16 protein-coding genes are annotated in these 21,020 nt (G+C 59.9%); 9 read left to right on the top strand and 7 right to left on the bottom strand.

Going from position 1 to position 21,020, the window contains the following annotated elements; translation table 11 throughout:
- The first annotated feature begins 190 nt into the window (after positions 1-190).
- The 4 genes from JJQ51_RS11050 to JJQ51_RS11065 all read left to right on the top strand — a co-directional run bounded on the left by JJQ51_RS11050 (position 191) and on the right by JJQ51_RS11065 (position 4,987).
- Positions 191-2,848, top strand: coding sequence for a nitrate reductase (locus tag JJQ51_RS11050; protein ID WP_113391719.1), 2,658 nt, complete (start codon positions 191-193; stop codon positions 2,846-2,848).
- Between the two features lie 129 nt (positions 2,849-2,977).
- Positions 2,978-4,009: a CorA family divalent cation transporter gene (locus tag JJQ51_RS11055; protein ID WP_113389406.1), complete on the top strand. Its 1,032-nt coding sequence runs from the start codon at positions 2,978-2,980 to the stop codon at positions 4,007-4,009.
- 62 nt (positions 4,010-4,071) lie between these two features.
- The gene (locus JJQ51_RS11060) at positions 4,072-4,578 is read left to right on the top strand and encodes a hypothetical protein (RefSeq protein WP_145634037.1); all 507 of its coding nucleotides are present in this window, start codon (positions 4,072-4,074) and stop codon (positions 4,576-4,578) included.
- Positions 4,579-4,813: 235 nt separating this feature from the next.
- Positions 4,814-4,987, top strand: coding sequence for a hypothetical protein (locus JJQ51_RS11065; RefSeq protein ID WP_015342656.1), 174 nt, complete (start codon positions 4,814-4,816; stop codon positions 4,985-4,987).
- 78 nt (positions 4,988-5,065) lie between these two features.
- On the opposite strand, the gene JJQ51_RS11070 is transcribed toward JJQ51_RS11065, so the two are convergent.
- The 3 genes from JJQ51_RS11070 to JJQ51_RS11080 form a co-directional block, all read right to left on the bottom strand.
- Positions 5,066-5,899, bottom strand: a complete 834-nt coding sequence (locus JJQ51_RS11070) for an alpha/beta fold hydrolase (protein WP_113333156.1) — start codon at positions 5,897-5,899, stop codon at positions 5,066-5,068.
- Positions 5,900-6,256: 357 nt separating this feature from the next.
- Positions 6,257-7,261: an alpha/beta hydrolase gene (locus JJQ51_RS11075; protein WP_269244777.1), complete on the bottom strand. Its 1,005-nt coding sequence runs from the start codon at positions 7,259-7,261 to the stop codon at positions 6,257-6,259.
- A 251-nt stretch (positions 7,262-7,512) separates the two neighbouring features.
- Positions 7,513-8,202 (bottom strand): DJ-1/PfpI family protein, encoded by a 690-nt coding sequence (locus JJQ51_RS11080; protein ID WP_269244719.1) that lies wholly within the window; start codon positions 8,200-8,202, stop codon positions 7,513-7,515.
- Between the two features lie 85 nt (positions 8,203-8,287).
- Here JJQ51_RS11080 and JJQ51_RS11085 point away from each other — a divergent pair, with 85 nt between their 5' ends.
- On the top strand, positions 8,288-9,238 hold the full coding sequence (locus JJQ51_RS11085; protein ID WP_113333154.1) for a GlxA family transcriptional regulator: 951 nt from the start codon (positions 8,288-8,290) through the stop codon (positions 9,236-9,238).
- A 141-nt stretch (positions 9,239-9,379) separates the two neighbouring features.
- Entirely contained in the window at positions 9,380-10,291 is a 912-nt protein-coding gene (locus tag JJQ51_RS11090) for an acetamidase/formamidase family protein (RefSeq protein WP_113333153.1), read from the top strand.
- Between the two features lie 15 nt (positions 10,292-10,306).
- On the opposite strand, the gene JJQ51_RS11095 is transcribed toward JJQ51_RS11090, so the two are convergent.
- The 3 genes from JJQ51_RS11095 to JJQ51_RS11105 form a co-directional block, all read right to left on the bottom strand.
- Positions 10,307-12,049: a cation:proton antiporter domain-containing protein gene (locus JJQ51_RS11095; RefSeq protein WP_113389404.1), complete on the bottom strand. Its 1,743-nt coding sequence runs from the start codon at positions 12,047-12,049 to the stop codon at positions 10,307-10,309.
- 172 nt (positions 12,050-12,221) lie between these two features.
- Positions 12,222-13,268, bottom strand: a complete 1,047-nt coding sequence (locus tag JJQ51_RS11100) for an NAD(P)-dependent alcohol dehydrogenase (RefSeq protein WP_113389403.1) — start codon at positions 13,266-13,268, stop codon at positions 12,222-12,224.
- 421 nt (positions 13,269-13,689) lie between these two features.
- Complete coding sequence (locus JJQ51_RS11105; protein WP_269244720.1) at positions 13,690-15,153, bottom strand: DHA2 family efflux MFS transporter permease subunit; 1,464 nt, start codon at positions 15,151-15,153, stop codon at positions 13,690-13,692.
- A 411-nt stretch (positions 15,154-15,564) separates the two neighbouring features.
- Here JJQ51_RS11105 and JJQ51_RS11110 point away from each other — a divergent pair, with 411 nt between their 5' ends.
- Positions 15,565-16,359, top strand: a complete 795-nt coding sequence (locus JJQ51_RS11110; protein ID WP_113333149.1) for a FadR/GntR family transcriptional regulator — start codon at positions 15,565-15,567, stop codon at positions 16,357-16,359.
- Between the two features lie 35 nt (positions 16,360-16,394).
- On the opposite strand, the gene JJQ51_RS11115 is transcribed toward JJQ51_RS11110, so the two are convergent.
- Positions 16,395-17,894, bottom strand: coding sequence for an MDR family MFS transporter (locus JJQ51_RS11115; protein ID WP_269244721.1), 1,500 nt, complete (start codon positions 17,892-17,894; stop codon positions 16,395-16,397).
- A 380-nt stretch (positions 17,895-18,274) separates the two neighbouring features.
- Between JJQ51_RS11115 and JJQ51_RS11120 the strand changes: the two genes are divergently transcribed.
- Positions 18,275-19,408, top strand: coding sequence for an ROK family transcriptional regulator (locus tag JJQ51_RS11120; protein WP_152095447.1), 1,134 nt, complete (start codon positions 18,275-18,277; stop codon positions 19,406-19,408).
- A 7-nt stretch (positions 19,409-19,415) separates the two neighbouring features.
- Positions 19,416-20,858 (top strand): M81 family metallopeptidase, encoded by a 1,443-nt coding sequence (locus tag JJQ51_RS11125; RefSeq protein WP_152095446.1) that lies wholly within the window; start codon positions 19,416-19,418, stop codon positions 20,856-20,858.
- Positions 20,859-21,020 lie beyond the last annotated feature (162 nt).

Consider the following 21,020-nt stretch of genomic DNA (forward strand, 5'->3'; position numbering starts at 1 on the left):
TCTGTCCCTTCGGGACATCTCCCCCACAAGGGGGGAGATCATATGGTGCTCCTGCAAGCGGAGTCATCATTTTCGCAGCGCGGAGGCAATCTCACGCTCCCACTGATCTCCCCCCTTGTGGGGGAGATGTCAGCAAAGCTGACAGAGGGGGGTGTTTCGCCACGTCCTTTGAGTTTCATGGACCCCACCCATGTCCATTGAAACCAAAACCACCTGCCCCTATTGCGGCGTCGGATGCGGCGTCATCGCCAGGGTCGATGACGACGGCAAGGTCTCCGTCAAAGGCGATCCCGACCACCCCTCCAACTTCGGACGGCTATGCTCGAAGGGCTCGGCGCTCGGTGAAACTATCGATCTCGACGGCCGTCTGCTCCATCCGGAAATTGCCGGCCAGAGGGCAAGCTGGGACGATGCGCTTGATCTGGTCGCGAGACGCCTCAGTGAGACGATTGCCGAGCATGGCCCTGATTCCGTTGCCTTCTACGTCTCCGGCCAGCTGCTGACGGAGGATTATTACGTCGCCAACAAGCTGATGAAAGGCTTCATCGGCTCGGGCAATATCGACACGAATTCGCGGCTCTGCATGTCATCCTCGGTCGCCGGTCATCGCCGCGCCTTCGGTTCGGATACGGTGCCTGGCACCTACGAGGATATCGAGCTTGCCGACCTCGTCATCCTCACCGGCTCCAATCTCGCCTGGTGCCATCCGGTCATCTACCAGCGGCTGGCGGCGGCAAAAGCGGCACGGCCGACGATGAAGATCGTCGTCATCGATCCGCGCCGGACCATGACCTGCGATATCGCCGATCTGCATCTGGCGATCCGGCCGGATGGTGACGTTGCCCTTTTCCTGGGTCTGTTCGAGCATCTGATCACAAGCAACACCATCGATCAGAATTATATTGCCGAGCATACCGGCGGCTTTGCCGAAGCCTTCGCAGCCGCCGGCGCCCTGTCGTTCAACCGCGTGCTTGAGCTGACCGGCCTGCCTGCCATGCAGCTTCGCGAATTCTACCGACTGTTTGCGCAGACCGAGAAGGTCGTTACCTGCTACAGCCAGGGTGTCAACCAATCCTCATCCGGCACCGATAAGGTCAACGCCATCATCAATTGCCATCTCGCGACCGGCCGCATCGGCCGGCCCGGCATGGGACCCTTCTCACTGACCGGCCAGCCGAATGCCATGGGCGGCCGCGAGGTCGGCGGCCTCGCCAACATGCTTGCCGCTCACATGGCGATCGAGAGCGCTATGGATCGCGACCGCGTGCAGCGCTTCTGGCAGTCACCGCGGATTGCCGGAAAGCCGGGATTGAAGGCGGTCGACATGTTTCGCGCCGTCGCCGACGGCCGCATCAAGGCATTGTGGATCATGGCGACCAACCCCGTCGTCTCCATGCCGGACGCCGATGCCGTCGAGGCGGCCATCAGAGCCTGTCCCTTCGTCGTTGTCTCCGACATCCTGCGCGAGACGGATACGACGCGGCACGCGCATGTGCTGCTGCCCTCGCTGGGTTGGGGGGAAAAGGACGGCACCGTCACCAATTCCGAACGGCGGATTTCGAGGCAGCGCCAGTTTCTCGCAGCCCCCGGCGAAGCCAGGCCCGACTGGTGGCAAATGGCCGAAGTCGGCCGGCGCATGGGATTTTCGCAAGCCTTTTCGTTTCGCACACATGCGGAGATCTTCGCCGAGCACGCGGGCCTTTCCGGCTTCGAAAACGAGGGCAGCCGGGACTTCGACATCGGCGCTTATCAAGCGATCGCCACAGAAGAATACGACGCGCTCACGCCGTTCCAATGGCCACAGCCAGCCGGGGCGGCACCACGGATCACACGCTTCTTCGCAGATGGCGGATTTTATCATTCCGATCGCAAGGCGCGCTTCGTCGCCATAGAACCGCCGGCTACCGATCGAACCGACCGTCGCTTCCCCCTGACGCTCAATACCGGACGCGTTCGCGATCACTGGCATACGATGACGCGCACCGGCAAAAGCGCCCGCCTATCGGGCCACATCGCCGAGCCCTTCGTCGAGATCCATCCGCGTGATGCAATCGAGATCGGTGTCGCCGAAGCGGGCCTGGTCGAGATCGAGAGCCCGCATGGCAAGGTGATCGTCCGCGCCTTGGTGACAGAGCGGCAGGCGCGCGGCAGCCTCTTCGTACCGATCCACTGGAACGATAGCTTCGCCGCCAAAGCCCGCATCGACGCCGTGGTCGCTCCCCTTACAGATCCGATTTCCGGTCAGCCCGCGTCGAAGAATGTCGCAGTCTGCGCACGCCGCTTCCAAGCCTCGCATTATTGCTTCACGGTCTCCACAGCAAAGCCGCGCGACCTCGAGAGTGCCTATTGGGCGCTTGCCAAGACCGATGGTGGATGGCGGACAGAACTTGCATTCGATCTGGTACCGGACGACTGGGTCAGCTGGTGCCGCGCGACATTCGATATACCAGTTGACCTCGAGCCGCTCGGCTATGCCGATCGGGCTTCCGGAGACCTGCGCCTTGCCTTCTTCGATGGCGAACGGCTGCTTGCGGCTCTCTTTGTCGCCCGCCAGCCCGTCGCGGTCGCCCGAAACTGGGCGATCGCCCAGCTTTCGGCATCGCACGGCAATCTCAACAAGCGGTTTGCGCTGATCGCAGGCAGGCCGGGAGCCGATACGATTGATGCCGGCGCGACGGTCTGTTCCTGCTTCAGCGTCGGCGTCAATCAAATCGTCGCGGCCATTCGCGGCGGCTGTCACAGTGTCGAAGCCGTCGGCAAGAAGCTTAATGCTGGAACCAATTGCGGCTCCTGCCGTGCCGAGATCCGTATGATCATCGATAGCTGTCTTGCCGCGGCGGCAGAATGAACGGTCTGGCATCATAACCGATCATTCGCGTTAAACTGCAGTTTCACCTTAACGTTCTCGGTGCTAGAACTATTGAAAATAGCTGCATGATTTCGCTTTCCTTTTACACTCGGGGGAGGATGGGAGCGGATGGAGATCGAGGGCCGGAAGGTTCAACTCAGCTACGGCGCCGAGCCGGGCATACGCTTCGCCGTCCTTCTCGACGGCAATGGCAGCTGTCGCGAGATCGGTGCCGCCGGCCTCCAGAGTTGGAAGCCGACAGACGGAATTCTCTGGGTTCATCTCGAGCGTGACCATGATGCGGCGGCCGCTTGGATAACACGAAATGGCGGTTTCGATCCGCTCGTCGCCGACGCGTTGCTCGAGGATGAATCACGTCCCCGTGTCGAGCCGGTTGACGACGGCCTGCTGATCATTCTTCGCGGCGTCTGCGCTGCACCGCCCGACGAAGCGGATGTGACGGTCGAGGATCTGGATCTCGTTCCCCTGCATGCCTGGGTGGACGAGAACCGCGTCGTGACGCTTCGCGACAGCGGCCATTACATCACCGCTCTTCGGGACATTCGCCAGGCGCTCGAAAAGGGCAAGGGACCGAAGCGTACCGGCGAACTGCTTGCCCTCGTCAGCGACAAGCTCGTGAGGGACCTGGAGCCCGTTCTTGATCAAATGGATGAGGAAGTTGACGAGCTGGATGAGCTGATCTTCCATGGCGAGGCCGCCGAAGTCCGCGAGCGCCTGAAGCTGCTTCGCAGACGCGCCGTGCAGCTAAGACGCTATCTTTCGCCGCAACGCGATGCCCTCAATCGCATCGAACATGACGACGCTCCCTGGCTTGCCGAACGCGACAAGCTTCGCATGCGTGAGGTCATCGACAAGCTGATGCGCTGCATCGAGTATCTGGATGCAATCCGCGACCGGACAGGCATCCTGCACGATGACCTTTCGACCGTCATCAGCGAGCGCATCGCCCGCAACTCCAACAGGCTTGCAGCGCTTGCCGCGTTGCTGCTGCCGCCGAGCGTCGTTGCCGGCCTGTTCGGCATGAATGTCGGCGGTATTCCAGGCGTCAACGATACCTGGGCCTTCATCATCATCGTCGTATTGGTCGCCGTCACCTCCATCATCACTCTCTATATTCTGAAGCGCATCAACTGGCTCTGACTGCCTGGGAACTGAGCATAGCCTGCGACGTTCCTAGTTAGTCTGACGAAGGGATTGATATCATGCGTTATCAGGCGTGCCTTCTTGCCCTCCTTGCCGCTGTTTGCCTGGCGACACCTGTCACCGCCGATGAAATCGGATTTTTGAAGCCGCTGAACGGCAGCTGGACGGGAACCGGCAAGGTGCTTCGGAAGATCGGCGACACGCCGATCAATGTCTCCTGCAGATTCACCATCAGCGCACCGGGTTCCTCGATTTCGATGAGGGGAAACTGCCGCGGCCTTCTCATCATCAGTCGCGCGATCTCGGCCCAGCTCACAGCGCGCGGAAACAGATACTCAGGTACCTACACCGGTCCTTCCGGTGCGACATCGCAGCTGTCGGGCAGCAGGCAGGGCGATGTCATCAATCTGGCGGTGCGCTGGGCACGTCTCGTCAACGGCGATCGCGATGCCAGTATGACCATTCGCAGGCAGGGCGACGACCAGCTGACGCTCCGGACCATCGACAAGGATCTGAGCTCCGGCAAATCGGTCGTAACCAGCGAGATCAATCTGCACCGTCAATGATGCTCAAAACGAAAGCCCGCTGCTTCTTTGTCAATGATAGGGCAAAGGCAAGACCACATTTTCTGATTGACGAGTTTGGCCGAAAATCACCCATAAATTACAAGGGAATTAGAGTCGCTGGTTGGCGTTTTCATTGGGAAGCCGCTGCGCCTATCGGCGGCCGCGGCCCGAACGCTGTCTTGCTTGACTTTCAGAACTCCATATGAGAACATAAAGTGAACAAATGGAGATTTCCATGACCAAGGCAGAACAAGTCATCGAACGTGCAATGACCTTTGTCGCTGTCTCGAAGGCCCTTCGGGAGCGCGAACAGGAACGGCGCGCCACATGGACGCGCCGCGTTGAAATCAGCCGGCCGCTACCGCCCTTGCCCCGCGCCGTTCAGCTCTCGTTGAAACTCGACAGCTGAAATGGTGAGGGTGGTAACCAGCACCCGGCAGGCTGTGAAGCGCCCGCCTTTTTGGCGGGCGCATGACCATTTTAATGCTTAGGCCTTGAAGAAGGCGAGCAGGTCGGCGTTAATCACGTCCGCATGCGTGGTGGCCATACCGTGCGGGAAGCCCTTATAGACCTTGAGCGTGCCATTCTTTAGCAGCTTCGAGGAGAGAAGCGCCGAATCCGCGATCGGCACAATCTGGTCGTCGTCGCCATGCATGACGAGGGTCGGGACTTCGATCTTCTTCAAGTCTTCGGTGAAGTCTGTTTCCGAAAAGGCCTTGATGCAATCGTAATGGGCCTTGGTGCCGCCCATCATGCCCTGGCGCCACCAATTATCGATAACACCCTGCGAAACAGCTGCGCCCGGACGATTGAAACCGTAGAACGGCCCTGCCGGAATATCGCGGAAGAACTGAGCGCGGTTGGCTGCAAGCGCTGCACGGAAGCCATCAAAAACTTCCAGCGGCAGGCCGCCGGGGTTCTTGTCGGACTTGACCATGATCGGCGGTACGGCGCCGATCAGCACGGCCTTCGAGACGCGGCCATGGCCGCCATACTGGGCGACATAGCGCGCAACTTCGCCGCCGCCTGTCGAATGGCCGACATGGATGGCGCCCTTGAGATCGAGATGCTCGGCAAGAGCCGCCACATCGGCGGCGTAGGTATCCATTTCATTTCCGGTCGCCGTCTGGCTGGAGCGGCCGTGGCCGCGGCGGTCGTGGGCGATGACGCGGTAGCCCTGATGAAGGAAGAATAGCATCTGGGCGTCCCAATCGTCGGAGCTCAAAGGCCATCCGTGATGGAAGACAATCGGCTGGCCCGTTCCCCAATCCTTGTAGAAGATCTGGGTGCCGTCTTTGGTGGTGATCGTGCTGCTGCTCATTGTGTCCTTACCTTTCGAAGTTGATTGCTTTGTAGAGGCTTGTGCAGGTTGAGCGAAGGGGCTGGCAGCTGCAGCAGCGGCAAGGCCCAGCCCGGCTGTCATAACGCCCCGACGAGTAGCTTGAGGGATCGACTGGCTCATTTCAATCTCCACTTAAATTTATCGTGCGATTTATTATCGCGACATTGACATGCATAATGGCTTTCGCCTGCCCTGTCTATATAAAAATTTAATCCACGATTATTTATTGCGATAAATAATTAGGCGCCATAAGCCGTTCGACCGAGCGCGCTTGATGAGGCACCGCAGAAGAGCAGACATTTTCGCAATCAGATTGAGCTCGACCAGGTGTGCGAGCTATTGCACTGGCTTATCGACGAAATGCGCAATCGCGAACTGCGCAACGCGCTCGTTCGACTTCCTCGCATCATCGAGCCAGAACGGGAAAATCTGCCATTGATGGATCATCCCCGGCCAGACTTCCAGGCTCACATTGCCACCCGCCTGGCGCACTTTGTCTGCGAACCGCGAGGCGTCATCAAGTAGCACTTCGCGAGCGCCGACCTGGATCAGCAGCGGAGGGAACCCGGAGACATTGCCATAGAGCGGCGATATATCGGGATCGGCGAGAGGGCGATCACGCGCGAACGCATCGTGGATAAGGATCAACTCGGCCTTGTTCATCAAGGGATCGCTTACGGCATTGGCGGCCAGGGAAGCGCCCGTTGCAGCGAAATCGGTAATCGGGCTCATTGCGACCACGGCAGCGGGAAGCGGACCGCTCAGCCTAAGCTGGTTCAAAACGACCTCGATGGCCAGAGTCGCGCCAACCGACTCGCCTACGATAACAACGTTGCTGGCCTTGTATCCAGATGTCAGAAGCCAGCGATAGGCCGCAATGGCATCGTCTCTTTGCGCGGGGAAGCGATTTTCGGGCGCGAGGCGATAATCGATCAACAGCACATCAGCCGAGGCGGCCTTGGCGAGCGAACCCGCTATGTTGGCGTGCGTCCGAAGGGAGCCGCTATAGAAGCCGCCGCCATGCAAATAAAGGATGGCACGCCGCCCGATCGGATGATGCAATCGTGCCGGCCAGATCAGATCGCCATCCACCCCGTTAGCGTCGACATGACGTATCTGGACACGCGCCGGGCCTGGCGTCGATGCCATGAGCTTTTCGAAATCGGAGCGGCGTTGCAACAGGTCGGCTCCGGCCACCGCGCCGCTGTCACGCAAGGTGCCGATCAGCTTCTCGATCTGCTCGCTCGAAGCCTTTGTCTGCGGAGCGATCTCGGATGTCTCGGCGGCTGCAGCGTGCGATATCGACCCCAGGCCTGCACATATCAGAACGGTCACTGCCATGACGAAACGGAAAATGCAGCGCAACGATCGGAACTCGTTCATCAAATAAGCCTTTTCCCCGTAAGGCCGTGGACGCTATTGTGATGCCACGGTCGCAGAAAAGCTATTTGTGTCAAGTATGATGGGCGACGTGAGACTGGAATTTCCAGTCATCCGCTGCCCATCATTGCCTCGACACGATCAACCGTTGATCGCTTCCCTATCGATGCTCCGTTTCATTGAGGTGACAGTACCGGTGGACAAGCCGATGTTCATTCAGGCTCATGTCTGGCCGCCATGAGGCGAGCGACGATCTCCCGCCGCGCCATTCTCGAGCCAGCAAGGCGTTGCCTGGTTCTCGCCAACACCCCAGCGCTGGCCTTCTCGGGCAATCCGGAATGAAATGGCGGCTCTGGCGCGTATTCCAGCGACAATTGGATCGCCTCGGCTTCCTCTCGACCGCGCAAAGCGGCAGCAATCGTCAATCCGAAATCGATGCCAGCAGTCACGCCGCCCGCGGTGAAGAGATTGCCATCCCGCACCACGCGCCCCGGCGTGACAACAGCTCCGAAACTCTCGAGGAAATCAAACGCATTCCAATGGGTCGTGGCCTTCTTGCCCTTGAGCAGGCCGGCCGCTCCAAGGACGAGAGAACCGGTGCACACCGATGTTACGAAGTGCGCTTGGGTCGCCTGTTCCCGGACGAAGCTCAGGACGGCCGTATCCTCGAGTAATGCATTGACGCCGACACCGCCGGGCACGCAGATCACATCGAGCGGCGGGCATTCGGCAAACGCTGTCGTCGGCTGCAACACCAGCTTCGTTGCCGACACGATAGGTGACGTGTCCTTCCACACCAGATGCACCTCCGCATCATCCATCGAGGCGAATACCTCATAAGGTGCGGTCAGATCGAGTTGCTGGACGCCGGGAAAGGCAAGCAGGCCGAAGCGAATGGTCATGACATGTCTCCAAGGATTGACTTTTCCAAACCTATGCGACAACGATCTGGCATATTTGCCAAACCACCGTCATTTCTTGCCAATCATGCGCCGCATCGAAATTCTTGCGTTCGACAATGCCCAGCTGCTCGACATTACCGGTCCGCTGCAGGTTTTCACCAGCGCCAACGAGGCGGCGCATGAGCTCGATCGGCCGAAACCATACGAGGCCATCGTGGTCGCGGAAGACCCGCAGACGCAAACGAGCTCGGGTCTCGTGCTCATGACCGCCCCACTCGGCAATATCGATACACCGCTCGACACCTTGATCATCGCCGGCGGCTGGGGCGTCAATAAAGCCTGCGAGAACCTCGACCTGATCGAATGGGTGCGCCGGCGAGCTGCGAATGCCCGACGGATAGCCTCGGTCTGCAGCGGCGCCTTTCTGCTTGCGGAAGCCGGTCTTCTGAACGGGCGGCGGGCAGCGACCCATTGGAATCGTTGCGAGGAATTCGCCAAGCGCTTTCCGCAAGTGAAGCTTGAGCCCGATCCGATCTTCGTTCAGGACGGGCAGATCTGGAGTTCCGCCGGCGTGACTGCCGGTATCGATCTCTCGCTTGCGCTGGTTGAAGCCGATCTCGGCCGCTCGCTGGCGCTTTCCGTGGCTCGCGAACTCGTCGTCTTCCTCAAGCGTCCCGGCGGCCAGGCGCAGTTCAGCGCGGCACTGAAACTTCAGGAGGGCGGCGAACGCTTCGACCGTCTGCATGGCTGGATCATGGACAATCTGCGCGCCGATCTTTCCCTGCCGACGCTTGCCGAGCAGGCCAATATGAGCGCACGCAGCTTCTCGCGCCATTATTTGAAGGCGACCGGGCGGACGCCTGCACGCGCCGTGGAGGAAATCCGCATCGAGGCAGCCCGCCGCCTTCTGGAGGAAGGCCTCAGCGTGCATCAGGCACGCATGCGCTGCGGCTTCAGTTCGGAAGAAACCATGCGACGCAATTTCATGCGGAAGTTCGGCACGACGCCGCAGGCATTTCGCGATCATTTTGCTTGAGGCCTGTCTGCGGTGGCAGGCATTTAACCGCATACCAAACAAAGTGGCCTTTATGCGTAAATATGGTCGTTGCGCTCTTTCCCAGACGTTCGGAGTCGTCATAGGCTGACGCGACCGGATTCCACGTGAGGCTTAAGCAAAATGGCAATACACCGTTTCGCTCCTACCCATTATCACAATGTCATCGGCTCGCTGCCTCCGGCCTTGCATGTTGCCGATGGCGATACGGTTGTTACCGAAACGCTCGATGCCGCCGGCTACGACAAGCATGATGTCCGCCAGATATCCGGCCCCAATCCGATGAACGGGCCGATCTTCGTCGAGGGTGCTGAGCCGGGAGATTCTCTCAAGGTTGAGATCGTCGCAATGGTGCCGACGCGCGATACGGGTTTCACCGGCAGCGTGGTCGCCGCCAACGTCGTCGATCCGCAGGATGTCCGGGCACTACCGGCACGCGAGAGGGTTATCTGGCAGATCGACCGCCAGAATCTCACGGCGCGATTGGCCGAACCGGTGACGGGTCTCGAAACCCTTACCCTGCCGCTGGCTCCGATGATCGGCTGCTTCGGAGTTGCGCCGTCTCTCGGTCAGGCCATATCGACCGCCACCAGCGGCGAATTCGGCGGCAACATGGATTATCGCCTGCTGGGGCCTGGCACGACCGTCTGGTTTCCGGTCTCTGCGCCTGGCGCTCTCTTTTTCCTGGGCGATTGCCATGCAGTGCAAGGAGACGGCGAGATCGTCGGCACTGGGATCGAGACCACTTTCGAGGTGACGGTGCGCCTCAGCGTCGAAAAGAAAAAGACGATCATCTGGCCGCGCGGCGAGACGGCGGAGGATATTTTCACCATCGGCAATGCCCGGCCGCTCGATCAAGCCCTGCAGCATGCCACCAGCGAGATGCTGCGCTGGCTCGGCTCCGATTACGGTCTCGACAAGACCGCAGCCAGCCACCTGCTCGGTCAGGTCGTGCGCTATGATGTCGGCAATGTCTTCGACCCTGCCTACACGATGGCCTGCCGCGTTTCGAAAAGCTGGCTGAAACGCCGATAAAATATCAGCCTGATATCAGCTGGCATCCTGGGAAAGATCGCGCCGCTGGCGTGACACATTGCTCTCCTGCCGCTCCCGCGCCATGCGGCTGACGGCGGCACGCAGCTGCGGATGGCGCGACATGAACAGATTGAAGTCTCGGCGGTCCAGCACGAAAAGCTGACAGAAATCGACGGCAACGACATCGGCCGTGCGGCGTGCCCCCGTCAGCAGTGCCATTTCACCGAAGAAGGCACCCGCGCCGAGCCGGATCTCGTCATTCTCCAGCTGCACTTCGACAGCACCGGAAGCGATGAAGAACATGCTGTCACCGCGATCGCCGGTTCTGATCACCCGGTCACCGGGCGACGCCGATCTCGGGCGGAAGAGCAGCAGAAGTTCCTCATGCTCGTTATCATCAAGTTCGGCAAACATCGGGAAGGTTTCGATGAGCTGCTCGATCTCGAGATGATGCTGGCGATCCCGCTCCTCGCGCTGCTTGTTGATGACGGCCAGCTGGCGGCGAAGAGCCTCCTGCTTGGCCATGCCATATTTGTTCGCCAGGAACGGCCAGCGCGCAAAGGCCCAGTTTTCCAGCTTTTCCGTGGCGTAGAAAGCCAGTGGATTAAGGGTGATCGACAGGATCGCACCGGCGAGAATGAGATCCTGCCCTTCCCGCGTCAGCAATCCAAGCGAGACGCCGAGCCCCGCGAGAATGAAGGAGAATTCACCGATCTGCGCAAGGCCGGCTGCAACCGCAAAGCCGATGCTGGCGGGATAGCGCAGCAGTAGCACGACACAGAAGGCGATCAATGCCTTGCCGAGCATGATCAGGGCAAGCACGCCGATAATCATCAGCGGTTCGCGGATCAGGACGGTCGGATCGAAAAGCATCCCGACGGACACGAAGAAGAGAACCGAAAAGGCATTCTGCAACGGCAGGGAGTCGGCCGCCGCCCTGTGGCTGAGATGCGATTCACTCATCACGAGGCCGGCAAAGAAGGCGCCCAGCGCAAAGGACACACCGAAGATTTCGGCCGCGCCGAAGGCGATACCGAGCGCGATCGCCAGAACCGACAGCGTGAACAGTTCACGTGAACCCGTGCGCGCAACCGAAGTCAGGAGCCATGGCACCACACGCGGGCCAATGAAGATCGCGACAGCCGCGAAGGCTGCGACCTTGAGCAGCGTCATGGCGATTGTCAGCCAGATCGAACCGGAAGCGGCATGGCCGCCGGCATCCGCGTGACCGCCCAAAACACCGGCAAAGGCCGGCAAGAGCACGAGCGCAAGCACCATGGCCAGATCTTCGACAATCAGCCAGCCGACGGCGACACGACCATTCGTCGAACTCACGAGATTGCGCTCTTCCAGCGCCTTCAACAGCACGACCGTACTGGCAACGGCAAGGCTAAGGCCGAAGACAACCCCGGCGCCGACGCTCCAGCCCCATAGTGAGGTCAACCCCACCCCGAGCAACGTCGCGATTGCAATCTGACCGATGGCGCCGGGAATGGCGACGCCGCGCACGGCCAACAAGTCGGCGGCCGAGAAATGCAGACCGACGCCGAACATCAGCAGGATGACGCCGATCTCGGCCAATTGCGATGCCAGCGAAACATCGGCGACAAAACCCGGCGTGGACGAGCCTATGATGACGCCGGCCACCAGATAGCCGACCAGCGGCGGCAAATGCAGCCTGTCGGCCAGATAGCCGAAAATGGCCGCGAATACGAAGCCGGCGGCAATCAATGCGATCAATGCAACGTCGTGCGGCACGGCGGTCCTTCCCGTTTCACGGCGTCAAAGCCTGTTTCCCTCTGTGAAAGGCTACCTAGCATCGCTTTTGCCAGGCCGTCTACGGGAGATATGAAACCTAAGGGAAAACATCGCCTTGCCGGTGCGTGAAGCCAGAAGAAGACTTGAGGCAAGGCGATGAGACAGCGAGCGACTATTGGTCGAGGACGATCTGCAATTTGACGTCGGTCGGACGGGCTTCGACGGCGCGATCGAAAGCCTTGATCGAGTCCTCGAAATCGAATGTCTCAGAGATCAAGGGCTTGAGATCGACGCGGCCGGACGCGATCAGCGCGATCGAACGCTCATACTGATGCGCATAGCGGAAGACCGTTTCGATGCGGATCTCCTTGGTCGACGCCGTGGAAACATCGAAGCCGACCGGATTGACCGGCAAGCCGACGGCCACGATGACGCCGCCGGGACGCGGCAGCGCCATGACCGTCTCCCAGGCCTTCGGCGAGCCCGAGCATTCGAAGACGACATCCGCACCCCAGCCATCGGTCAGGCGATCGACTTCCTCGACGAGGTTCTTCTCGCGAATATTGACCGGAATGACGCCTTGATACTGCGCGGCGATATCGAGTTTCGGCTGGGCGAGATCGGCAACGATCGCCCGGGCGCAGCCACCGGCAAGCGCTGCAACCGCAACCATGATGCCGATCGGGCCGGCACCAAGCACGACAGCGGTGTCACCGGGCGTGATGCGTGCCTTGGTCGCCGCCTGCATACCGACGGCGAAAGGCTCGACCATCGCCCCTTCCGCAAAGCTGACATTATCAGGCAGCTTGAAGGTGTAGTTGGCCGGATGCACGACGAATGGCGTCAGCACGCCATGAATCGGTGGCGTCGCCCAGAAGGTGACCGCAGGATCGACATTGTACATGCCGAGACGGCTCGCTTTGGAATTGGCATCGGGAATGCCGGGCTCCATGCAGACCCGGTCACCGACCTTCAGATGCGTCACACCTGCGCCGACTTCCACTACCGTTCCCGCCGCTTCGTGCCCGAGCACCATTGGTTCGTTGACGATAAAGGGGCCGATTTTTCCGTGCGTGTAATAGTGCACATCCGACCCGCAGACACCGACCGTATGGATCTTGATCTTCACCTGGCCCGGCCCGACCTCCTGCGGCAGATCGATATCGCGGATCGCCAGTTCATGCTGACGTTCCAAAACCAGGGCACGCATCTTGCTCATTGCCTTTTCCTCTTTTCCAAAGCAGCCGGCGTCCCGCTGACACAGGGACGAAATCCTTTTCCGTTATATCGTGTGAGCCGGCATCATAAAACGATCTTTAGGCTCTTGCAGATGAAGTTCGACGGCTCTCTTCAGCCATCGAAGTATGCTTCGCCCTCCAAATATTAGATAAGGCTTATTATTTAGCTCGCTATTGCCGATATTGACTGGCGTTCCATTTCTTGTCTTTCTAATCACTAATGAGAAGGAGGGGCTCATTATGACAGTATATGATTGGACCGGTCAGCGCGCCCGCCGGAGGCGGATGATGCGCGCGGCAAGTGTCGCAATAGTTCTGATCATCCTGATGGCGATTCCAGCGATATTGCTGCATTATAATCTCATCCAACTCTCATACTAACCGCTTCGGAAAAAGACATCACTACGCCGCTTTCGACACACCCTTCCTTGGCTTGCGCGAGACGTTTTCGCCTGCCTTGCGGTCAAGCGGCAAACAATCCAGCACAGCCAGAAGCGCGATGATGCCGAGCAGCACGAAGGCGAGGCGGAACTCGATGGCGACGATGCTCCCCACTCCGAGCGGTGCGCTGATCGCCTGACCGATGCGAATGCCGATCGCGCCAACGGCGATGCCCATGCCCATCGTCAGCTGAAAGACGGTGCTGAACAGCGTGTTGGCACCCGTCATCTGCCCCGGTGGGATATCGGCAAAAGCGATCGTGTTGAGTGCGGTAAAATGCATCGACCGGCACATGCCGCCAATGAACAGTACCGGCACGATGAACCAGAGCGGCGTATCTGGCGAAAACAGCGCACAGGCGGCAATGAAGACGGCATTCAACAGGCCGTTGACGATCAGCACCGGCTTGAAGCCGAAGCGGCGCAGAATGGGCGTCGTTGCCGGTTTCATCGCCAGATTGCCGGCAAAGACGGCGAGCGTCAGCATGCCGGCGTGAAAGGCGCTGAGCCCGAAGCCGACCTGGAACATCAGCGGCAGCAGGAAGGGCACCGCGCCGATAGCGGTGCGGAATAGCGATCCGCCTGAGATGGTGATGGCGAACGTCGGCAGCTTCAGCCCCGAGAGATCGATGAGCGGATGCTCCGTGCGGAGAAAATGAAAAACGGCGATGGCCAGCAGGACAAAGCCGACGATCACATAGGTCCAGGCTTCCAGCCAGACGGGATCGGGGCGCCCGATCAATTCCAGCCCATACATGAGGCCGGCAAGTCCGATGCCGCTGACGACGAAGCCGATCCAGTCGAAAGGCGGGCGCGCCATGCTTTTCGTCTCCGGAATGAGCATGAGCGCGAAGATAAAGGCCAGAATGCCGAGCGGCAGGTTGAGGAAGAAGATCCAGCGCCAGCTAGCATGGTCGGTGATGAAACCGCCGAGCGGCGGCCCGAGGATCGGCGCCACCAGCGCCGGCCAGGTGATCGTCGCAATGGCCGAGATCAGCTTGTCCTTCGGCGTATTGTTCAAGACGACAAGCCGGCCCACCGGCACCATCATCGCCCCGCCGATGCCTTGCAGAATGCGCATGGCAACGAAGGAGCCGACCCCATTGGCAAAGCCGCAGAGAACGGAGGCGAGCGTGAAAATGACGACGGCAGTTGTGAAGACCAGACGCGCACCGAAGCGATCGCTGATCCAGCCGCTGATGGGGATGAAGACGCCTAGGGTCAGAAGATAGGCACTCATGCCTATATTGAGGTCGACCGGGCGAGCACCGAACGAAACGGCCATCTGCGGCAAGGCGGTCGCGATGACCGTACCGTCGAGATTTTCCATGAAGAAGGCACCGGCTACAAGCAATGCAATCAACAGCGAGCGCGAGCCCGCTTCCTGCGCATCCTCCCTTTGCCCAGGCGTGGACATGTCATTCATGGATCAGCAACTCCGAATCCGCCTCGCATCCCGCCTGCATTTAACCGGTTCGGTAACGTTTACGATAGTCGAAATCGTCCCATCAATGGATTGAGCGATCACGTTTCGCTTAGCGGATGGTGCGCAATTTGATCACCGCTGCCGATCCCGATAGAGGCCTTAAGGCGAAACGCATTAGCATGTTCAAATTGGTGAACAGATCGATCAACCCGGTGCCAGTAGGCATGCATACGCAAGACATGCTAGGGTTTTCACTGGAAAATGCCGCGGGAAGAACAATGGGATCGATACAACATCAACATGGAACAGCCCCAAACTGGCCGAGATACCAGCAAGAAGCCTCGCAAATCGACGTAGGCTGATGATTGTTCTCGCGAACGGCGCATCAATAAGGAACGAGAGTCCCGCATAATGAAACATGGCCAGGACGCAATAACCTCCAGGGCTACCCCGGAGTCGAAACTGATCGTAACACAGTCGCCCTTCGATGCCTTTGTGCGAAAATACGGCACGATCCCCCGGCGTGGCGTCTTCGGCTATTTCGTCCACGAGCTCGGCCGCCGTATCGTCGGCGGAGACTATCCAGTCGGCGCAACACTGCCAAACGAGCCCGATTTGGTCGAACAATTCGGCATCAGCCGCACGGTCATCCGCGAAGCGATGAAGTGCCTGGCCGGCAAGGGACTGGTCGAGATCAAGACCCGCGTCGGCACGCGCGTCAAGGAACGCTCCAACTGGCATCATCTCGATACGGATGTCATGGTCTGGTACTATGAGACCGGCCCCTCAGTCGAAATCATGCGATCGATCAAGGACCTGCGATTGGCACTCGAGCCGGAGGCGACGGCGCGCGCAGCACTGCGCCGCACCGAGAGCGATATTGCCGCGATCAGCTCCGCCTACGAGGAGATGGCGTCCACCATTGGCGACGTCAACAGCAATGCCGATGCCGATCTGCGCTTTCATACGGCGATCTTCGCCGCCACACACAACATGATCTATTCGCAGCTGATCGATCTGATCGCCGTCGGGATCTACGCCAATCGCACGCTTTCCGGCCATGAGGACATCGCCGAAGGGCAAAAGCGCGCCCTGCCCCTCCACAAGGCGATCCTCGACGCCATCGTCGCACAGGATACGGACGCCGCAATCAAGGCATCGCGAAACCTACTGGAAGCCTGGCTCGCGCGCGACTACGGCTTCTGACAGATCAAGCCCTGCCCGACCGCCCGGACCTCGCGCTAATGAGTCATGGCTTCCTGTGCATCCGCCTTGGGTACTGACGACCCACGGCCGGCGTCTCGGGTGACCGGGATCAGCCAGATGGTCACGCAGGTCGTCAGAGCGACGATGACGACCCCCCAGAAGCTCCAGTGCAGGGCCGCATCGAAGACGCTTCTGATCGCGGGATCGGTGACAAGATCGGAAAGGCCGCTGGGCTGATTGAGGATATCGTGCAGCCTGGTTGCGAGCTCGCCGCTGCCATAATGGGCGATGCCGACATTCATGATCGCGCCGAGCGCGGTTGCGCCAAGCGTGTTGCCGAGGCTGCGCGAGAAGATGATCGAGGCGGTGGCGCTGCCGCGCATCGACCACTCCACGCTTTCCTGCACCAGCACGACGCTCGTCAGGCTGATGAGACCCATGCCGAAGCCCATCAGGAACGAGCCGATACCGGCGATCACCGGGCTGCTCTCCGGCGTTAGGAACAGCAGGAAAAGCGAGCCGAAGGGAAACATGAGACTGCCGGCGCGCAAGGTGTTGCGGATGCCGAAAGTGCGGAAGAACCGGCTCGCCAGCATCACGGCCAGCGGCCAGCCGACAATCAGCATCGTCAGCGTAAAGCCTGCCTCTAGCGGCGAACGACCAAGGACACCCTGAACATAGATCGGCAGAACGGTCGTCAGGCCGATCAGCGCCATGCCGGCAAGCAGCGTTGCGGCATTGCTGGTGGCAATCAGCCGCTGGCTCCAGAGAGCGATCGAAATGATCGGCTCCGGCGCTCGCCGCTCCTGCCACAGGAACAGGATGCCGGTAACGATAAAGACGATCGCCAGGGGACAGAGAACGGCGAAGCCCGCATCGGTTTCCGTCAGGATGACGAGAAGCGACACGATCGATATCGAAAACAGGATCGTGCCGAGATAATCGATCTTCGCCTCGCGCGGCGTAACCGACTCGTGCAGGAAGAGGATGAACCCGACGATGGCGAGCAGGCCAAGCGGCAGGTTGATCCAGAAAATCCAGGCCCAGGAGAGATTGTCGACGATGATGCCGCCGGCAAGCGGGCCGATGACGGCGGAGATGGCCCAGACGCTGGCGAGCGCGCCCTGCACCTTGGCGCGCTCCTCCAGCTTATAGAGATCGCCGACGACGGTCATGGTCACAGGCTGAATGGCACCCGCGCCGAGGCCCTGCAGCAGCCTGAAGACGATAAGGGACGCCATCGACCAGGCGAAACCGGCGAGCGTTGAGCCTATGAGAAAGATGATGATGCCACCGATCAGCATCGGCTTGCGGCCGAAAATATCGGAAAGCTTGCCATAGATGACGGTGGTGGTGGATTGCGCCAGCAGAAAGGCGGAAAAGACCCAGCTGTAATAGGTGAAGCCGCCGAGCTGGCCAACGATGCGCGGCATGGCGGTCGCAACGATGGTCGCTTCGATGGCGACCATGAAGGTCGCAAGCATGATCGAGACGATGACCAACGGGCGTCTCGAACGATCGACCGTGCTGGACATGGCATTCCTTTCTGACTGCTGCACCCGGGATCGAAACATGCACATGCCGCCATAACGGCCATGGTCGAGCGCTAAGCTTATGGGATCAAAGTCTAGGGACGAGACGATTGCGGGCGAGCGCCGGCTGAATCGTTATGGTAAGCTTTGCATATTGATACGGGTCGATGTCAACCATTTAAACGCGAACATGTTTTGCGAGATCGCCCCAAGACGGCGCCTGGACAGCCGCCTTCACAAAGCAGGTCGAGCAATCGGTGCGTTCTTCCGATACATTGCAGCGCGGCATGATTAGGGCTGCAATGAAACCAAATATGATTGCTTTGTTTATTTTCTGAACTTATTCTCGGCAAAACAAGCAAAAATCCAGGCGGAACGTCGAATTGCTAACGTCCTCCCAGCAGCAGCTCTTACGGGTCATCAGCCAATCAGGCCCTTCCAGCCGCACAGTTCTGGCAGCCTCCATGGGGCTGAGCAAGGCTGCGATGAGCGGGATTGCGCGCGATCTGATTTCCCTCGGCGTCTTGCGGGAAACGGAAACGATCTACGGACAGGGCCGCCCCTCGATCCTGCTGGACCTGCATCCGGAAGGCGCCTTCTTCGGCGGCATCTCGCTTCTCGAAGACCCGGCGCCGCTGGTTCTCTGCGATTTCAACGGCAATATCGTCGCGCGTCAGACGATGCCACTGTCGCGCGATCCTGATGTCATCGCCGCGATGATCGCCGATACGCTGCCGAAATTGCTTTCCGAATGTAAAGATGCCGGACAAAAGCTTTCAGGCCTTGGTGTTGCGCTCTCCGGTTTCGTCGATGAAAAGCAGGCGAGCTGCGTCAAATCCACGTTACTCGGCTGGCAGGATGTACCGCTTGCCGGTATCGTCAGGCAGAAGACCGGTATCGCCACCTTTATCGAAAACGACGCCAAGGCGGTCGCCGTCAGCGAAAAGCTGTTCGGCGGCGCCCGTGACGTGCAGAATTTCAGCGTCGTTTCCTTCGATGACGGTATCGGGTGCGCCCATTTCGTCGGCGGCAAGCTCTACCGCGGCAATCATGGCGGCGCTGGCGAAATCGCTCATTGCACGATCGAGCTCAATGGTTCGCCCTGCCGCTGCGGCAAGCGCGGCTGTCTCGATACCGTGGCCTCGCTGAAGGCGATCAAGGAAATGGCAAAAGCGGAAGGTCTCGCCTGTCAATCCCTCGACGACTTGGAGACGGAAGCATCTCTCGGCAATGCCACCGCAATCCGCATCTTGCACCGCGCCGGCAGCGCACTTGGGCTTGCGATTGCGCATCTCATCCAGTTCAACGATCCCGGCCTAATCCTGATTACCCATGTCGAAAGCCGGTTTGATCGCCTCTTCGGCACCGTCATGCGGCAGGCGGTCGAGGCGAACGTATTGCCGCGCTATGCCGGCCAGACGCCGATCCGCACGCAGCGTGTCGATGGCGATATCTGGGCGCGGGGCGCTGCCAGCATTGCCGCCCATAATTTCCTGATTGGTCCCAACCCCTATTGAGGTTCCCATGCGTATTGCCGTTGGAGGCATTCACATCGAATGCAGCACCTACAATCCCGTCCTGAACGAAGAGAAGGATTTTCGCGTTCTGCGCGGCGCGGAGCTGACTGCCTCGCCCTACTTCGCCTTCCTTAGGGATTATGACGGCGAATTCCTGCCAACCATCCATGCCAGAGCGATCGCCGGCGGCCCGGTCGCCCGTCATACATACGAAGCCTTCAAGGCGGAGTTTCTGGAAGGGCTGAAGGCCCTGCTGCCGCTGGATGGACTCTATCTCGCCATGCACGGCGCCATGTATGTCGAAGGTATGGAAGACGCCGAGGGTGACTGGATCAGTGCGGCTCGCGCCGTCGTGGGCGAGGATTGCATGGTCTCGGCAAGCTACGACCTGCACGGCAATGTCACCCAGCGCATCATCGATGCGCTCGACATGTACTCCACCTATCGCACCGCGCCGCATATCGATGTCGAGGAAACCATGCGCCGCGCCGTCAAGATGCTGACCGACAGCCTGAAGACCGGCGTGAAGCCGATCCTGCTCTGGGCGCCGATCCCCGTAGTGCTGCCGGGCGAACGCACCAGTACCGTCGATGAGCCGGCCAAGAGTCTTTACGATAGGCTGCCCGATATTGACGCCATCGAGGGCGTCTGGGATGCCTCGCTCATGGTCGGCTATGTCTGGGCCGACGAGCCGCGCGCAACGGCTGCTGCCATCATGACCGGCACGGATCGCAGCATACTCGAACGCGAGGCGAAACGACTGGCGCAGGCCTATTGGGACGTTCGCAAGGATTTCGTTTTCGGCTCGGAGACCGGCTCGATCGAGGAATGCGTCGCGAAGGCAATCGCCAGTACGACCGCGCCCGTGGTTCTGGCGGAATCCGGCGATAATCCGACGGGCGGCGGTGTCGGCGACCGCGCCGATGTGCTGGCTGAATTAATTGCCAAGGGTGCGGAAGGCGTCATCTTCGCTGGCATCGCCGACAAGGCTGCTACGGAAGCATGCTATGCCGCTGGCATCGGCGCCACCCTCGACCTCTCCGTCGGCGCATCACTCGATACCAAGGGCAGCAAGCCGGTACAAGGCAACTTCACGGTCAAGTACCTGCTGGACACTACGGAAGCCAGCGACAGACAGGCCGTCGTCTCCATCGGCGGCATCGACCTCGTCCTGTCGGCCAAGCGCCGCCCCTATCATAATATCACCGATTTCACCCGCCTCGGCCTCGATCCGCAGAAGGCAAAGATCATCGTCGTCAAATCCGGCTACCTCTCGCCCGAGCTGGCGCCGATCGCCAACCCGAACCTGATGGCTCTGTCGCCCGGTGTCGTCGATCAGTTCGTCGAACGCCTGCCGCGCCTGCGTAAAGCCAAGCCGACCTATCCTTTCGACAAGGATTTCGACTTCACGCCTGAGACAGCCATTTCGGCACGCGCCGCCGGTCGCTGAGTCTTCTTACCCGATTGACGATCTGTCTCGAGCCCTCTGAAGGATTTCTCGCGCTGCTGCCTCGGCGCTGAGATGGGTCGTATCGAGTGCAATAGTGTTCGGATGACCGGGATCAAAGGGCTTGCGTGATGCATTAACACGAGCAGCATCGACATCGTTCTC

The sequence above is a fragment of the Rhizobium sp. AG207R genome (assembly GCF_027109195.1).
Lineage (GTDB): Bacteria > Pseudomonadota > Alphaproteobacteria > Rhizobiales > Rhizobiaceae > Rhizobium > Rhizobium dioscoreae.